Genomic DNA, 14893 nt, shown 5'->3' on the forward strand with positions numbered 1-14893 from the left:
GATTGCAGTCGCAGGTGCTTATGCTGCGCGTGAAGTGGCTTAGACGTTGAACAAAAAGTTCATCACGTCCCCATCATGCACGACGTACTCCTTGCCTTCCGCGCGCATCTTGCCGGCTTCCTTCGCGCCTTGCTCGCCCTTGTAGGCGATGTAGTCGTCGAAGCCGATCGTCTGCGCGCGGATGAAGCCGCGTTCGAAGTCAGTGTGGATCGCGCCGGCCGCCTTCGGCGCCGTATCGCCGATATGGATTGTCCACGCGCGCACTTCCTTCACGCCGGCCGTGAAGTAGGTTTGCAGGCCGAGCAGCTTGAAGCCCGCGCGGATCACGCGGTTCAGGCCCGGCTCTTCCATGCCCATGTCGGCGAGGAACACTTCCATGTCGGCTTCGTCGAGGTCGGCGATTTCCGCTTCGACCGCCGCGCACACGGCCACGACCGGCGCGCCTTCGGCCGCGGCGAACTTCGTGACCGCGTCGAGGTGCGGATTGTTCTCGAAGCCGTTTTCCTTCACGTTGGCAACGTACATGGTCGGCTTCGCGGTGATCAGGCAGAACGGCTTGAGCGTGGCCTGTTCCTCGTCGGTCAGGGCGAGCGCGCGGACCGGCTTGGCCTGGTCGAGCTGCACGCGGACCTTATCGAGCACCGCGGCGAGCTTGACCGCTTCCTTGTCGTTGCCCGACTTGGCCGCCTTCGAGTAGCGCGCGAGCGCCTTTTCGACGGTGCCGAGGTCGGCGAGCGCGAGTTCGGTGTTGATGACTTCGATGTCCGACAGCGGATCGACCTTGTTCGCGACGTGAATCACGTTGTCGTCCTCGAAGCAGCGCACCACGTGCGTGATCGCGTCGGTTTCGCGGATGTTCGCGAGGAACTGGTTGCCGAGCCCTTCGCCCTTGCTCGCACCGGCCACGAGACCGGCGATGTCGACGAATTCGACCACGGCCGGCAGAATGCGCTCGGGCTTGACGATTTCGGCGAGCGCCTTCAGGCGCGCGTCCGGCACTTCGACCACGCCGACGTTCGGCTCGATCGTGCAGAACGGATAGTTTTCGGCGGCGATGCCCGCCTTGGTCAGCGCGTTGAACAGGGTGGACTTGCCGACGTTAGGCAAGCCGACGATGCCGCATTTGAGGCTCATGGAAATCCTTCAGTGAATCAGTAGGTTGCGTGAGGCGCTCGACGCTGTGCGCGGATTCGGCAAGCCTTCGTGCGGGGCGTGGCGCGGCAGGCTCAGCGGAGCGGACAAGTCACCGAATCGGGGCGTTGGCTCGACGATTGGGTGCGAGTTTTCACGGAAAGCGCAATTGTAACCCGTCCGGATGGGCTTTCCGCTGTGATGCATTTCGTCATATCCACTGTAAAATCGTTAAATCAGGGCCGTCAGAGCCCACTTTTCGGGGGAAGAACGTGCGAATCATCGGATGGGTCGGAACCGGCGTCGTCGTGGCGCTGATCGTGGGCGGGGTCGCGACATGGGTCTCGCCGAATTTCGACGAAGCCCAGGCCACCACGGACCGGCAGACGATCGAATGCCTGACGGGCCGCCTGAGTCAGGAAGATCGGGCAAGCATCGCGCAGTTCGCCGACAGGAATGACTTCGATTCGCTCTGGCACGTGTACGACCGCGTGTTCCCCGACTGCGCGGTGCGCGGCGATCAACGCGATCGCAAGGCCCAGCTCGAAGCGGCCGCGTGGCGCATCCTGTCGTCCGATCCGGATTTCATGCGCATCCGCGAGGCCAACGCGGCGCTTGCGGCGAGCGCGCCGCACTAGGGCCGAGCGGGTCCGATGGGGGCGGAAGGCCCGCAACCCCGCGGCTATAATGCGCGCATGAACGCACACCACCAGACCTTTGATGCCGCCGTGATCGGCGGCGGGCTCGTCGGCAAGACCGCGGCGCTCGCGCTCACGCAAGGCGGGCTGCGCGTCGCGCTGCTCGCGCAGCCTTGCGCGGCGCCACCTGCCGGCGCGGCCTTCGACTCGCGGGTCTACGCGTTGTCGTCGAGTTCGCAGGCCCTGCTCGAACGGCTGCGGGTCTGGCAGGCGCTCGACCCGGTGCGGCTCGGGCCCGTCTACGACATGCGCGTGTACGGCGACGCGCACGCCGAGCTGCACTTCTCCGCGTTCCAGGCTTCGGTGCCGCAACTGGCGTGGATCGTCGAGTCGTCGGTGATCGAGCGCGCGCTCGATGCCGCGCTGCGCTTCCAGCCCAATCTCACGTGGATCGACACGCGCGCGCAGGCGCTCGATTTCAGCGCTGACAGCGCGAGCGTCGGCCTCGCCAACGGCAGCGTGCTCGAAGCCGACCTCGTGGTCGGCGCGGACGGCGCGCATTCGTGGGTGCGCGCGCAGATCGGCTCGAAGATGGTGCGGCGCGACTACAAGCAGACCGGCGTGGTCGCCAATTTCAAGGCCGCGAAGCCGCACGGCGAAACCGCCTACCAATGGTTCCGCGATGGGGAGATCATCGCGCTGCTGCCGATGCCGGACGGCCATGTGTCGCTGGTCTGGTCGGCGCGTACCGGGCACGCGGAGCAGCTGCTTGCGCTCGATCCCGAGCGGCTCGCCGCCGAAGTGGAGCAGGTGAGCGGCGGCCAGTTCGGCGCGCTCGACTGCGTGACGCCCGCGCAAGGCTTCCCGCTCGCGCTGCAAACCGTGGACCGGCTCGTCGCGCCGCGCGTCGCGCTGGTCGGCGATGCCGCGCATCTGATCCACCCGCTCGCGGGGCAGGGCATGAACCTCGGCCTGCGCGACGTCGCGGCGCTCGCGAGCACGGTTGCCGGCAAGGAGGCGTTTCGCGACCTCGGCGACATGGTGCTGCTGCGCCGCTACGAACGTTCGCGCCGCGAAGACATCCGCGCGCTGATGATCGCCACCGACGGTCTGCAAAAACTCTTCTCGATACCGGGCCCGCTCGCGCGGGTCGTGCGCAATACGGGTATGGCGTTTGTCGGTGCCCAGCCGTTCGTCAAGCGCTGGCTCGTGTCGGCCGCGCTCGGATGAGGCACGGCGCGCGGGGCCGCCGCCGTGCGGAGAACCGATGGCCGATGGCCGATAAGCGGCGGTCGGGGCGGGTATCATGAGCGGATCGCCGCCTTGCGGTCTGACCCAATGTGCGCCTGAAAAGCGCAGCCGGAACGTGAAAAAATGCGCTCGATGCGCGACTGAACTCAGGACTCCAGCATGAAAACGACCTTCCGCATGGCCGCCGCCGCACTCGCGATCGCCGCCGCCACGCTCGGCTGCTCGGCCCAGGCCGACCAGACCACCGACAAGCTCAAGGCGACGCTGCAAACGCGCCTGAACGACGTGACGATCAAGAGCATCACGAAGTCGCCGATCGCCGGGCTGTACGAAGTCAACCTCGGCACGCAGATCATCTATAGCGACGCCAACGGCGACTACCTGATGCTCGGCGACATGGTCGACGCGAAGACCCGCAAGAATCTGACCGAAGCGCGGCTGTCGGAAACCAACCGCATCGACTTCGCGAGCCTGCCGTTCGCGAATGCCGTGAAGGTCGTGCGCGGCAACGGCTCGCGCAAGATGGCCGTGTTCTCCGATCCGAACTGCCCGTACTGCAAGCAGCTCGAAACCTCGCTGAAGTCGATCGATAACGTCACGGTCTACACGTTCCTGTACCCGGTGCTGTCGCCGGACTCGGCCGTCAAGTCGAAGTCGATCTGGTGCTCGGCCGATCGCGCGAAGGCCTGGGAATCGTGGATGCAGAACCATCAGGCGCCGACCGCCGCCGGCACCTGCGACACCGCCGCGATCGACAAGAACCTCGCGCTCGGTCATGCCATGAACGTGGACGGCACGCCCACGGTGTTCCTCGCCGACGGTCGCCGCCTGCCCGGCGCCGTGCCGGCCGACCGGCTCGACCGGGAACTCTCCGCGGTGCACTGAGCCCCGCACAATCATCGGAAAGAAGGCGCGGGAAGCGCCTTCTTTCGCATCAAGGGGCGCCATCTCGGGTTATCCCAGGCCGCCCCGTTTTCGACTCCCCCATTCCAATTTGCCCACCGCTGCCGATGAAGCCGATCCGCTACACCATCGTTCCGAGTCACCCCGCCGCCCATCTGTTCGAAGTTACCGTGACCGTTGCCGACCCCGATCCGGTTGGGCAGCGTTTCATGCTGCCGGTATGGATTCCGGGCAGCTACATGGTGCGCGAGTTCGCGCGCAACATCGTCACGCTGCGCGCGGTGAACGAGGCAGGCCGCAAGGTGCGCATCGACAAGATCGACAAGCACACGTGGCAGGCCGCGCCGGTAAAGGGCGCGCTGACGCTGCGCTACGAGGTGTACGCATGGGACCTGTCGGTGCGCGCCGCGCATCTGGACGATACGACCGGCTTTTTCAACGGCACGAGCGTGTTCCTCTCGCCGCTCGGCCATGAGGAGGCGCCGTGCGTGGTCGAGATTCAGAAGCCCCAAGGCGAGGCGTACCGCAACTGGCGCGTCGCGACCGCGCTGCCGGAAGCGCGCGCCACGAAGCGCTACGGCTTCGGCGAGTACCGCGCGCAGAACTATGACGAACTGATCGACCATCCCGTGACACTTGGCACGTTCGCGCTCGCGACGTTCAAGGCGCATGGCGTGCCGCACGACGTCGTGATCGGCGGGCGCGTGATCGGGCTCGACATGGAGCGGCTGTGCGCGGACCTGAAGCGCATCTGCGAGGCGCAGATCGCGCTGTTCGAACCGAAGTCGAAGAAGGCGCCGGTCGAGCGCTACGTGTTCATGACGCAGGCCGTGACCGACGGCTACGGCGGGCTCGAACATCGTGCCTCGACGGCGTTGATCTGCAATCGCACCGATCTGCCGGTGCAGGGCCGCGAGGCGATGAGCGAGGGCTACCGGACCTACCTCGGCCTGTGCAGCCACGAGTATTTCCACACCTGGAACGTGAAGCGCATCAAGCCGGCCGCATTCGCGCCGTACGACCTGAGCGTCGAAAACTACACCTCGCTGCTGTGGCTGTTCGAGGGCTTCACCTCGTACTACGACGATCTGATCCTCGTGCGCAGCGGCGTGATTTCGCAGGACGACTATTTCGGGCTGCTCGGCAAGGTGATCGGCGGCGTGCAGCGCGGCAGCGGCCGTCTGAAGCAGAGCGTCGCCGAAAGTTCGTTCGACTCGTGGGTCAAGTACTACCGGCAGGACGAGAACGCGCCGAACGCGATCGTCAGCTATTACACGAAGGGCTCGCTCGTCGCGCTCTCGTTCGATCTTGCGATCCGCGCGCAAACGGGCAACCGCAAATCGCTCGACGACGTGATGCGTCTCCTGTGGCAGCGCTTCGGTCGCGATTTCTATCGCGGCAAGCCGGCCGGCGTCGCGGAAGACGAGATCGAGGCGATTTTCGCGGAAGCGACCGGCGTGCAGCTCGGCGGGCTGTTCGCCGAGGCCGTGTACGGCACGCGCGATTTGCCGCTTGCCGAATTGCTCGCGCCGTTCGGCGTGGCGCTCGCGCCTGACTTCGACCGCAATGGCAAGCCGTCGCTCGGCGTGCGTCTGCGCGGCGGCGCGGATTGCATGCTCGCGGCCGTGCACGAGGGCAGCGCCGCGCAGAAGGCTGGGCTTTCCGCCGGCGACGTGCTGATCGCGCTCGACGGCCTGCGCGTGACCGGCGGCAATATCGACGCGCTGCTCGCGCGCTATCAGCCGGGCGCGAAGGTCGAGCTCCACGCATTCCGCCGCGACGAGCTGCGCGTCACGCAGGTGCGGCTCGACGGTCCCGAAGTGGCACGCTACAAGCTCGCGGTCACCGACAAGCGGGCCGCCACGCGCCGCGCTCGCGAACGCTGGCTTGCAAGCTGAGCGTCATGCCTAACGTTATTGATTGACGGCTGAGGGCGGGGATTGTTCTATCAATGCAACAATCCTTCGCTGCCGGATAGCTTTTTCGCGGACCGGTAAAAAAACACAATGGCTCCACTCGCGCAACACAGCGCGCCCCCTACTGGAGTCAACCATGACCACGATCCTGCAAATCAACTCGGCAGCCCGCTCGCAAGGCGCGAACTCGACGATGCTCGTCAACGAGCTGACCGCGAAGCTGCAACAATCGAACCCGGGCGCGCAAGTCGTCGTCCGTAACCTGCAAGCCGAACCGCTGCCGCACCTCGACGACGCCGTGCTTGGCGCGTTCTTCACGCCGGCCGAGCAGCGCACGCCGGAGCAAGCCGAGATCGCCGCGCGCAGCGAAGCGCTGATCGCCGAACTGCAAGCCGCCGACATCGTCGTGATCGGCGCACCGATGTACAACTTCGGCATCTCGTCGCAACTGAAGACGTACTTCGACTTCATCGCCCGCGCCGGCATCACGTTCCGCTACACCGAGAACGGCCCGGTCGGCCTCGTGACGGGCAAGAAGGTGCACGTCGTGTCGGCACGCGGCGGCAAGTACATCGGCACGCCGAACGACAGCCAAACGCCGTACCTGAAGAGCTTCCTCGGCTTCCTCGGCATGACCGACGTGAACTTCATCTACGCCGAAGGTCTGAACCTAGGCCCGGACGCAGCCAGCGCCGCGCTGAGCAACGCGCGCGAAGCGATCGCCGCAGTCTGAGTCATCTCGTTGCGCCGTGTGGTGCCGCTTGATCGCGGCGCCGGTGGTGAAACGAAAAAACGCCACGGATGGGGTTCTCCATCCGTGGCGTTTTTGTTTTCTGGCAGTGCGACCGGTTCTGCGCGCCGGTTACCGCGTGTTCAGTCAGGCAAGCATCTGCGCTTCGTCCGGCAGGCGCCAGTCGATCGGTTCGCGGCCGTGCTTCACGAGATACTCGTTCGCCGTCGCGAAGTGCCCGCAGCCGAGAAAGCCGCGATGCGCCGACAGCGGCGACGGATGCGGCGCCTCGAGCACGCAATGCGACTTGCCGCCGAGCAGCGCGCGCTTGGCCTGCGCATGCGCGCCCCACAGCATGAACACGAGACCGTCGTGGCGTGTCGCGAGTTCGTGGATCAGCGTGTCGGTGCATTTCTCCCAGCCGCGTTTCGCATGGCTCGCGGCGCTGTCGCGCTCGACGGTCAGCACGGTGTTCAGCAGCAGCACGCCCTGTTTGGCCCAACTGTCGAGACAGCCGTGCCGCGGCGTTTCATGGCCGAGACTCGCGGCGATTTCCTTGAAGATGTTGCGCAGCGACGGCGGTGGGCGCACGTGCGGCGCGACCGAGAACGCGAGCCCGTGCGCCTGCGGCGTGCCACGGTCTTCGCCGTGATACGGGTCCTGACCGAGGATCACGACTTTGACTTCATCGGGGCTCGTCAGGCGCAGCGCGCGAAACACGTCGGCCGGGTAGATCGTTTTGCCGGCGGCGCGCTCGCCATCGACGAAACGGCACAATGGCGCGTAGGCGTCGCTGTCGATGAACGGCTTCAGATGCGCGTGCCACGCGGCGGGCAGGACATCGAATTGGGCTTCGAGCGTGGGCGGGGCGGTGGGGTCGGCCGGCTGTTGCGGTGCGGTGGCGGGCATGGCCGGCGTCGGGGACGCGGCCTCAGCATCGCCGAACAGCGAAGCCTGCGATGGATTGGAGCGGGTACGGGAAGCGGATGTCATGGCGGGGAAGTGTCGCAGCAAACGGCGGCTAGCTCAAGGTGCGGCGGAGCGGGGATTGCGTGGCCGGGAATCCGGTTGCCGGGGCTGGCCGTGATTGCCATGAGTGCAAGGCGTTCGACCGCGAGCAGCGCCTAAAGCGCCTAAAGCACTGACTCGCGCCGCCGCGTCGGCGTCATTCGCCGGCCCGCAACTGGTAGCCGCGCTGCGCCTTGCTGATATCGTCCGGCGCGAGGCCGGCAATGTGTTGACCGAGTTCCGCCGCGAGCGTGTGAAGCGCCGCTTCGTCGCCGGATTTCAGTTCGAGTTCGATTTCGGAGATCGGCGCGCGACGCGTCTCACCGCCGACTTCCGCGAGCACGTTGCCCTGATCGATCGCCGCCTCGATCCGCGCGCCGTCCACTTCGAGCAGCCACAGCGTGCGCGTGAAATTGGTGCGGAACAACTCGATCAGCGACGGCGCCGGCTGCTGCAACGCCGCCGCAGCAGCCGGCTCGTCGCAGACGCGCAGCAACGCGTCGATGTCGAGCTTCGCATCGGCCACCGGCAATTCCCATTCGTGCCGGCTATGCAAACCGTTCGTCGCGTGGCCGACCGTCTTGAAGGTTTGCAGCCAGCCGTCCGGCGTCTGCCGCAAACGCAGCGCGCTCTTCGACGACGCCAGCGTCAACTGCGGCGTGTCGAAGTAAAGGTTCACGAGCCTGATCGCCTGACCGTCCTTGCCGGCGCGTGCGACAAACCACTGCGTCGCCGCCTGCACCTGCGCGGGCGGCAGCGCCAGCTTGATTTCGCGTTCCATGCCCATGATGCGTGTCCTCGTGGCGAGCGTTTGTGCGCGGCCGATACGTTGATGCGTCGACGTCGATACTTCGAGACGGCAACGCTCAGGAAAACATCTGCTCAAGCGCCACGCCAGGCTCGTCCGCGCGCATGAACGCCTCGCCGACGAGGAACGTATGCACGTCCCGCGCGCGCATGCGCTCCACGTCCTCGCGCGACAGGATGCCCGATTCGGTCACGACGATGCGGTCGTCCGGAATCGCGTCGAGCATGCCGAGCGTCGTGTCGAGCGAGGTTTCGAACGTGCGCAGATTGCGGTTGTTGATGCCGATCAGCGGCGTCTTCAGCGTGAGCGCTTCCTTCAGTTCGTGGTTGTCGTGCACTTCGACGAGCACCGCGAGGCCGAGCGAATGCGCGAGCGCTTCGAAGTCCTGCATCTGCGCGGTGTCGAGCGCGGCGGCGATCAGCAGGATCGCGTCGGCGCCCATCGCGCGCGCTTCGACGATCTGGTACGGATCGACGATGAAGTCCTTGCGCAGCACCGGCAGATTGCATGCCGCGCGCGCCTGCTGCAGATACGCGGCGCTGCCCTGGAAGAACTGCACGTCGGTCAGCACCGACAGACACGCCGCGCCGTGCTTCTCGTACGAGCGCGCGATGTCGGCCGGCACGAAGTGCTCGCGCAGCACGCCCTTCGACGGGCTGGCTTTCTTGACCTCGGAGATCACCGCGGCGAGACCCGCCGCGTGCTTGGCACGCAACGCGCCGACGAAGTCGCGGACGTCGCGCGACGAGGCTTCGAGCCGCAGTGCTTCGAGCGGCGCACTTTGTTCGGCCGCCCGAATTTCTTCGCGTTTGACCGCGATGATACGGTTGAGGATGTCACTCATCAATATTTCCCTACGTGATTACTGCCTGAATTGCTGGGTAAAGCGCACGAGTTCGTCGACCTTCGCGCGCGCCTTGCCGCTCGCGATCGCCTCGCGCGCAAGCTGGATGCCGTCTGCGATCGATGCCGCCACATTCGCTGAATAGAGCGCCGTGCCCGCGTTCAGCGTGACGATTTCGCGCGCGACGCCGGGCTTGTTGTCGAGCGCTTCGAGCAGCATGACTTTCGATTCGCTCGCGTCGGCGACCTTGAGCGTGCGGTTCGACACCATCTGCATGCCGAAGTCTTCCGGATGGATCTCGTATTCGCGGACCTCGCCGTCGCGCAACTCGCCGACCAGCGTGGCCCCGCCGAGCGAGACTTCGTCCATGCCGTCCATACCATACACGACCAGCACATGTTTTGCGCCGAGACGCTCCATCACGCGCACCTGAATGCCGACGAGGTCCGCGTGAAACACGCCCATCAACTGGTTCGGCGCGCCGGCCGGATTGGTGAGCGGGCCGAGAATGTTGAAGATCGTGCGCACGCCGAGTTCGCGGCGCACCGGCGCGACGTTCTTCATGGCCGGATGATGGTTCGGCGCGAACATGAAGCCCATGCCCGTTTCCGTGATCGACGCGGCGACCTGCTCCGGTTGCAGATCGATGTTGACGCCGAGCGCTTCGAGCACGTCGGCGCTGCCCGACTTGCTCGACACGCCGCGATTGCCGTGCTTCGCGATCTTCGCGCCGGCCGCGGCCGAGACGAACATCGTCGCGGTGGAAATGTTGAACGTATGCGCGCCGTCGCCGCCGGTGCCGACGATATCGACGAAGTTCGAGTTGTCCTGCACCTCGACGTGCCGGGCAAATTCACGCATCACCGTGGCGGCCGCGGTGATTTCGCCGATGGTCTCTTTTTTGACGCGCAGGCCGGTGATGATCGCCGCCGACATCACGGGCGAGAGTTCGCCGCGCATGATGAGGCGCATCAGGTGCAGCATTTCGTCGTGAAAAATCTCACGGTGCTCGATGGTCCGCTGCAAGGCTTCCTGGGGCGTAATAGACATGGTCTCCTCTCTTTGTGTGTCAGGCGTGACCGGACGCGGCGTGACCCGGTGTCTTGCCGGCGGCGGCGAGCTTCGACTGCTTGACGAAGTTTTCGAGCAGCGCGTGGCCGTGTTCGGAGAGGATCGACTCCGGGTGGAACTGCACGCCTTCCACGGCGAGTTCCTTGTGGCGCACGCCCATGATTTCGCCGTCTTCGGTCCATGCCGATACTTCGAGGCAGTCGGGCAGCGATTCACGTTCGATTGCGAGCGAGTGGTAGCGCGTCACCGTGAAGTGCTTCGGCAGGTCTGCGAATACGCCCCTGCAGTCGGTTTCGATCGTGCTGACCTTGCCGTGCATGATGGTCCGCGCGCGCACGACGCGCCCGCCGAACGCCTCGCCGATCGCCTGATGGCCGAGGCACACGCCGAGAATCGGCGTCTTGCCGGCGAATTCGCGCAGTACGTCGAGGGTGATGCCCGCGTGTTGCGGATTGCTCGGTCCCGGCGACAGGCAGATGCGCTCGGGGTTGAGTTGCGCGATGTCGTCGAGCGTGATTTCGTCGTTGCGGTAGGTGCGCACGTCTTCGCCGAGTTCGCCGAAGTACTGCACCAGGTTGTAGGTAAACGAGTCGTAGTTGTCGATCATGAGCAGCATGATTGCTCCTGGATTCCTGAGAGAACCGGGGTTTTCCCCTGTGGATTGGGGGCCTGGATAAATTTGCCGCGCTGTCGCCCCGGTCGCACGGGGTTACGCGGATGCCCGCGGTGGGGCCGCAAAGGAAGGTTGGCTGGCTTAACGCCAACCAAAGAGCAGGAGAACGGAGGGGAATCGAGCGCTGTGTCGCATGAGCAGCATTCTAACAGCAGGAATACGGGCGCTGCGCAATGCCGTCTACGGAAGAAAGAACTGAGGAAAGATCTGTAGGAAGAAGCGACGGGAAAACGGTGTGACCAAGGGCTTGCCACGAATGCCCGAGCCGGGGGCTTGGGCATTCGCTCGTTTCGGTGCCGCTCTCAGAAGTAATGGACGACGCCCATCATCACGCCGGTCTGGTTGTGGCCCGCGACGACGTCGGTGTCGTAGCCGTTCAGGCCGAGGTTCGAGCCATGGCTGTTTTTCACGTAGCCGAGTTCGGAATACAGTGCCGTGCGTTTCGACAACTGATATTTCGCGGTCGCGGCCAGATACAGCGGCCGCTGTCCCGCCGAAGTAATGTCGGTCCAGAAGACGGCGCCGGCAAGCGTGAGCGGGCCGGACACGCGATATTCGAGGCCGGTCCAGAACTCGTTCGCATGACCCTGCGTGCTCGCATCGAGCGGTAAGGTGCTGCTCAACCACCGGTAGCCGACAAAACCCTTGGCCTTGCCGATCCGGTAGGTCGCGGCCGCCGCGAGATGCTGCTCCTTGCCGGATTGTGTGGCGATAGAAGTGCCGTTGCGCAGGTCGTAGACCACCATCGCCGCGAATGGGCCGGCCGCATATTCGACGGCGGCGCCGATTTCCCGCCCGACCTTGAATTCGCCCGGCACCTGGCTGCCGTTCGCAATCGTCGAGTCGTATCCGGTGCTATACAGCGCCTCGTAGTGGATCGAGCCGAAACTGCCCTGGTATTTGACCGAGTTGTCGGCTCTGCCCGCGAATTGCGCGTCGGTCTGCTTCAGGCCGTAGACGGTGTAGTTGAGCGGGTCGTAACGTACCGAGAAGTCATACATCGGCACCTTCTGCCGGCCGAAGGTGAGCGCCCCGTAGCGGCTGCTCAGGCCGACGAACGCCTGCCGGCCGAATAGCCGTCCGCCTTGCTGCGACTTGCCCGTGGTAATGTCGATGCCGCCCTCGAGCGTGAAGATCGCCTTCAGACCGCCGCCGAGATCTTCCACGCCCCTGAGTCCGATCCGGCTGCTTTTGACGCCGCCCGACTCCATGTGCAGCAGATTCGACGCTTTGCCCGAGCTATTGGGGACACCGGTGAGAAATTCCACGCCGGCGTCCGCGATGCCATACAGCGTCACGCTCGACTGCGCATGGGCACCCGCGCTCAGCGATGCCAGAAGCGCTCCCAGAAAAAGCGGTTTTATTCCGGTGAAGATCCCTTGATGACGCATTCTTGTTCTCCTTATGGGGTCGATAGCCGGCTCGCCCGACCTGATGGCGGGACGGATCGATTTTCGGTGGATAGATAGTTATACCTGGCACTACCGAAACGGCGATACACCGTTTCGGTAGTGCGGTGCGGCGCGTGCCGTTCGCTGCCGGTTCGGGCCCGCGCCGTGTGGAATCAGCGAACCCGGCGGGTGGTGTTCGCGTTGAGGATTCCCGTGCTGCGCGTTAGCGCGACGCGGCGTGCGAAACGTCCGGCCGGGATGTCATGGCCTGAATGTCGGCGTGGTCGGTGGCCGCGGAGGGTTCGTCGTCGAGCTTGATCCAGAACGTGAAAAGCGGACCGAGCAGCAGCACGACGATCGAGGCGGCGAAGGCAACGACCCATCTGCCGTGCGACACGTCGAGCAGCAGGCCGACGACGATGGGCGAGACGGCACCGGCCAACGCCATGCCGGTGAACGTGCATGCGCTCGACGTGGCCGAGTGTTCGCGAGAAACCTCGGTGCCGACCACCCACAGCGGCGAATCGGCGAGTTCCGAGCAGAAGAAGGCGAGCCCGAGGCAGATCGAACTGACGGTGATATCGCGGGTGAGCAGAAGCGGAATCAGGCAAACGATCGACGAGAGAAAGCCGAAAATGATGACTTCGCGGCGTGCGCGCAGCCGGTTGCCGGTGCGCTTGAGGCGCCAGTCGGTCATCATCCCGCCGACCGCCGTGCCGAGCGAGCCGCCGAGCAGCACGAGCGTGGAGAAGATCGCGTTGTGCGAGAGCTTCATGCCGTAGCGTTGCGAGAAGAGCGTCGGAATCCAGTTGAGGAAGAACCACAAGACCCAGCCATGGCAGAAGCACGCGGCAGTCGCGGGCCATACGCGGCGGATCATGTCCGGCCAGTTGATCGGCTTGCGCGCCGGAGCCGCAGTCGCGGCCGCGGTGTCGCCCGGGGTTGCGCCATGTCGCTTCGCCTCGTTGAGCCCGATATACATCACGACCATGTAAACGAGCGTGACTGCGCCGAGAATGATGAACGTGAGCCGCCACGAGAACGTGACGATCAGGCCGGTGACGATCAGCGGAGCAAGCGCGTTCGCGATGCGGCCGGTCGCGTGCATGAGGCCTTGCGCGGCGCCGCGGCGCTCTTCCGGAATCACGCGGGCGATCATCCGCGCGGCGGTCGGGTAAATCGGCGCTTCGCCCACGCCGACGAAGAAGCGCGCGGCGACCAGCGCGTACAGACTGCCGACGACCCCGGTGGCGATCGTCGCGATTGCCCACAGCGAGCCGTACAGCAACAGGCCTTTGCGGGAGCCGATACGGTCGCTGTGCCAGCCGCCCGGAATCATGAAGCAGCTGTAGGCGAGGGCGAAGGCGGAGAAGATGAAGCCGAGATGGGTGTTGCTAAAACCGAGTTCCTTGCTCATCACGGGAGCGGCGACCGACATATTGGTGCGGTCGACGTACATGATGAACGCCATGATGCAAAGCAGGACGAACGTGATCCTTGCCCTGCTTCGCGTAGGCTGCGAAGGGGACATGTCTTCCTCCATTCATTGTTTTACGGCGCGATCGCGCCGCGCGCGGCTCTCTGACCAGCGGAGCCCGCGCGCGGCGGTCATGGCACGGGATTTACTGGCGGAAGAAGCTGCTCAGCTCTTCGTAGGTCTCGTCGGGGCATTCTTCCTGCAGATAGTGGCCCGACGGCACGGTTGCGGTTCGCACGATGTTCGTCGCGTAGCGGCTCCACACTTCGGCCGCGTTGTGATTGCGTCCGACGCCGCCTTTCGCGCCCCACAGGATCATCGACGGCGTGGTGACACGGCGCCCCGCGTCGAAGTCGGCGGTATCCATGTCGAGGTCGATGCCGAAGGTCGCGCGGTAGTCCTCGCACATCGCGTGGATCACGTCCGGATTCCTGATGCAGCGGATGTAGTCCGCGAGCGCTTCCGGGCCGAAGAAGCTCGTGCCCTGGTCGGTCTTCGACAGCTTGCGGCGGATGAAGAATTCGGGGTCCGCGCCCATCATCTTTTCCGGCGTCGGATAGTCCTGAATCATGAAGAACCAGTGCCACGAGAACTTGCCCCACTGGCGCGTCACGTTGTTGAGCAGATGGTGTTGCGGCAGCATGTCCACGAAGGCCGCCTTGAGCACCGTCGATTCATGGTCGAGACACATGCGGTGCAGCACGCGCGCGCCGCGGTCGTGGCCCGCCGCATAGAACTTGTCGAAGCCGAGCGCCGCCATCACTTCGACCTGGTCCTGCGCCATCGCGCGGAACGAGTAGTCCGAGTGATCGCCGCCGCCGGGCGGCTTCGAGCTGTCGCCGTAGCCGCGCAGGTCGGTGCAGACCACCGTGAACTCTTTCGCGAGGCGCGGCGCGATCTTGTGCCAGGACAGGTGATTGAACGGGTTGCCGTGCATCAGCAGCAGCGGCGGGCCTTCACCGCCCTTGACCGTCACAATCTCGGCGCCGCTCGTTTTGATCGTCGTTTTGGTGAAATTCTCAAACATGGGCATGACTGACCTCTATGGCAAT

General features: G+C 65.0%; 14 protein-coding genes. 5 read left to right on the forward strand and 9 right to left on the reverse strand.

What is annotated here, in order from left to right:
- Positions 1 to 39 precede the first annotated feature (39 nt).
- Positions 40 to 1134 carry a redox-regulated ATPase YchF gene (ychF, locus tag F3J19_RS21705; RefSeq protein ID WP_167045764.1) on the reverse strand — a complete coding sequence of 365 codons (1095 nt, stop codon included), beginning with the start codon at positions 1132 to 1134 and terminating at the stop codon, positions 40 to 42.
- Positions 1135 to 1403: 269 nt separating this feature from the next.
- On the opposite strand from ychF, the gene F3J19_RS21710 reads away from it, so the two are divergent.
- The 5 genes from F3J19_RS21710 (at position 1404) to F3J19_RS21730 (ending at position 6572) form a co-directional block, all read left to right on the forward strand.
- Positions 1404 to 1769 carry a hypothetical protein gene (locus tag F3J19_RS21710; RefSeq protein WP_345889900.1) on the forward strand — a complete coding sequence of 122 codons (366 nt, stop codon included), beginning with the start codon at positions 1404 to 1406 and terminating at the stop codon, positions 1767 to 1769.
- A 57-nt stretch (positions 1770 to 1826) separates the two neighbouring features.
- On the forward strand, positions 1827 to 2999 hold the full coding sequence (locus F3J19_RS21715) for a UbiH/UbiF family hydroxylase (RefSeq protein ID WP_167045766.1): 1173 nt from the start codon (positions 1827 to 1829) through the stop codon (positions 2997 to 2999).
- A 180-nt stretch (positions 3000 to 3179) separates the two neighbouring features.
- Positions 3180 to 3905: a DsbC family protein gene (locus tag F3J19_RS21720; RefSeq protein WP_167045769.1), complete on the forward strand. Its 726-nt coding sequence runs from the start codon at positions 3180 to 3182 to the stop codon at positions 3903 to 3905.
- A 125-nt stretch (positions 3906 to 4030) separates the two neighbouring features.
- Entirely contained in the window at positions 4031 to 5821 is a 1791-nt protein-coding gene (locus tag F3J19_RS21725) for a PDZ domain-containing protein (protein WP_167045772.1), read from the forward strand.
- A gap of 154 nt (positions 5822 to 5975) precedes the next feature.
- On the forward strand, positions 5976 to 6572 hold the full coding sequence (locus F3J19_RS21730; protein WP_167045775.1) for an NAD(P)H-dependent oxidoreductase: 597 nt from the start codon (positions 5976 to 5978) through the stop codon (positions 6570 to 6572).
- A gap of 144 nt (positions 6573 to 6716) precedes the next feature.
- On the opposite strand, the gene F3J19_RS21735 is transcribed toward F3J19_RS21730, so the two are convergent.
- The 8 genes from F3J19_RS21735 to F3J19_RS21770 form a co-directional block, all read right to left on the reverse strand.
- Positions 6717 to 7562: a uracil-DNA glycosylase gene (locus tag F3J19_RS21735; RefSeq protein WP_167045778.1), complete on the reverse strand. Its 846-nt coding sequence runs from the start codon at positions 7560 to 7562 to the stop codon at positions 6717 to 6719.
- Between the two features lie 172 nt (positions 7563 to 7734).
- Positions 7735 to 8364: a CYTH domain-containing protein gene (locus tag F3J19_RS21740; RefSeq protein WP_167045781.1), complete on the reverse strand. Its 630-nt coding sequence runs from the start codon at positions 8362 to 8364 to the stop codon at positions 7735 to 7737.
- Between the two features lie 79 nt (positions 8365 to 8443).
- The gene (gene trpC / locus F3J19_RS21745; protein ID WP_167045784.1) at positions 8444 to 9229 is read right to left on the reverse strand and encodes an indole-3-glycerol phosphate synthase TrpC; all 786 of its coding nucleotides are present in this window, start codon (positions 9227 to 9229) and stop codon (positions 8444 to 8446) included.
- 18 nt (positions 9230 to 9247) lie between these two features.
- Positions 9248 to 10279, reverse strand: a complete 1032-nt coding sequence (gene trpD / locus F3J19_RS21750; RefSeq protein ID WP_167045788.1) for an anthranilate phosphoribosyltransferase — start codon at positions 10277 to 10279, stop codon at positions 9248 to 9250.
- Between the two features lie 19 nt (positions 10280 to 10298).
- Positions 10299 to 10916 (reverse strand): aminodeoxychorismate/anthranilate synthase component II, encoded by a 618-nt coding sequence (locus F3J19_RS21755; RefSeq protein WP_167045791.1) that lies wholly within the window; start codon positions 10914 to 10916, stop codon positions 10299 to 10301.
- 359 nt (positions 10917 to 11275) lie between these two features.
- Positions 11276 to 12364: a porin gene (locus F3J19_RS21760; protein ID WP_167045794.1), complete on the reverse strand. Its 1089-nt coding sequence runs from the start codon at positions 12362 to 12364 to the stop codon at positions 11276 to 11278.
- Between the two features lie 223 nt (positions 12365 to 12587).
- On the reverse strand, positions 12588 to 13895 hold the full coding sequence (locus F3J19_RS21765) for an MFS transporter (RefSeq protein WP_167045797.1): 1308 nt from the start codon (positions 13893 to 13895) through the stop codon (positions 12588 to 12590).
- A 91-nt stretch (positions 13896 to 13986) separates the two neighbouring features.
- Complete coding sequence (locus F3J19_RS21770; protein ID WP_167045800.1) at positions 13987 to 14868, reverse strand: alpha/beta hydrolase; 882 nt, start codon at positions 14866 to 14868, stop codon at positions 13987 to 13989.
- Positions 14869 to 14893: the final 25 nt, after the last annotated feature.

Source organism: Burkholderia sp. Ax-1724, from assembly GCF_011752995.1.
GTDB lineage: Bacteria > Pseudomonadota > Gammaproteobacteria > Burkholderiales > Burkholderiaceae > Paraburkholderia.

What these genes read in the sequence shown, in the direction of transcription:
- ychF (WP_167045764.1), bottom strand. Translation starts at nt 1,134, where the DNA reads ATGAGCCTCAAATGCGGCATCGTCGGCTTGCCTAACGTCGGCAAGTCC.
- F3J19_RS21715 (WP_167045766.1), top strand. Translation starts at nt 1,827, where the DNA reads ATGAACGCACACCACCAGACCTTTGATGCCGCCGTGATCGGCGGCGGG.
- F3J19_RS21720 (WP_167045769.1), top strand. Translation starts at nt 3,180, where the DNA reads ATGAAAACGACCTTCCGCATGGCCGCCGCCGCACTCGCGATCGCCGCC.
- F3J19_RS21725 (WP_167045772.1), top strand. Translation starts at nt 4,031, where the DNA reads ATGAAGCCGATCCGCTACACCATCGTTCCGAGTCACCCCGCCGCCCAT.
- F3J19_RS21730 (WP_167045775.1), top strand. Translation starts at nt 5,976, where the DNA reads ATGACCACGATCCTGCAAATCAACTCGGCAGCCCGCTCGCAAGGCGCG.
- F3J19_RS21735 (WP_167045778.1), bottom strand. Translation starts at nt 7,562, where the DNA reads ATGACATCCGCTTCCCGTACCCGCTCCAATCCATCGCAGGCTTCGCTG.
- F3J19_RS21740 (WP_167045781.1), bottom strand. Translation starts at nt 8,364, where the DNA reads ATGGGCATGGAACGCGAAATCAAGCTGGCGCTGCCGCCCGCGCAGGTG.
- trpC (WP_167045784.1), bottom strand. Translation starts at nt 9,229, where the DNA reads ATGAGTGACATCCTCAACCGTATCATCGCGGTCAAACGCGAAGAAATT.
- trpD (WP_167045788.1), bottom strand. Translation starts at nt 10,279, where the DNA reads ATGTCTATTACGCCCCAGGAAGCCTTGCAGCGGACCATCGAGCACCGT.
- F3J19_RS21755 (WP_167045791.1), bottom strand. Translation starts at nt 10,916, where the DNA reads ATGCTGCTCATGATCGACAACTACGACTCGTTTACCTACAACCTGGTG.
- F3J19_RS21760 (WP_167045794.1), bottom strand. Translation starts at nt 12,364, where the DNA reads ATGCGTCATCAAGGGATCTTCACCGGAATAAAACCGCTTTTTCTGGGA.
- F3J19_RS21765 (WP_167045797.1), bottom strand. Translation starts at nt 13,895, where the DNA reads ATGTCCCCTTCGCAGCCTACGCGAAGCAGGGCAAGGATCACGTTCGTC.
- F3J19_RS21770 (WP_167045800.1), bottom strand. Translation starts at nt 14,868, where the DNA reads ATGTTTGAGAATTTCACCAAAACGACGATCAAAACGAGCGGCGCCGAG.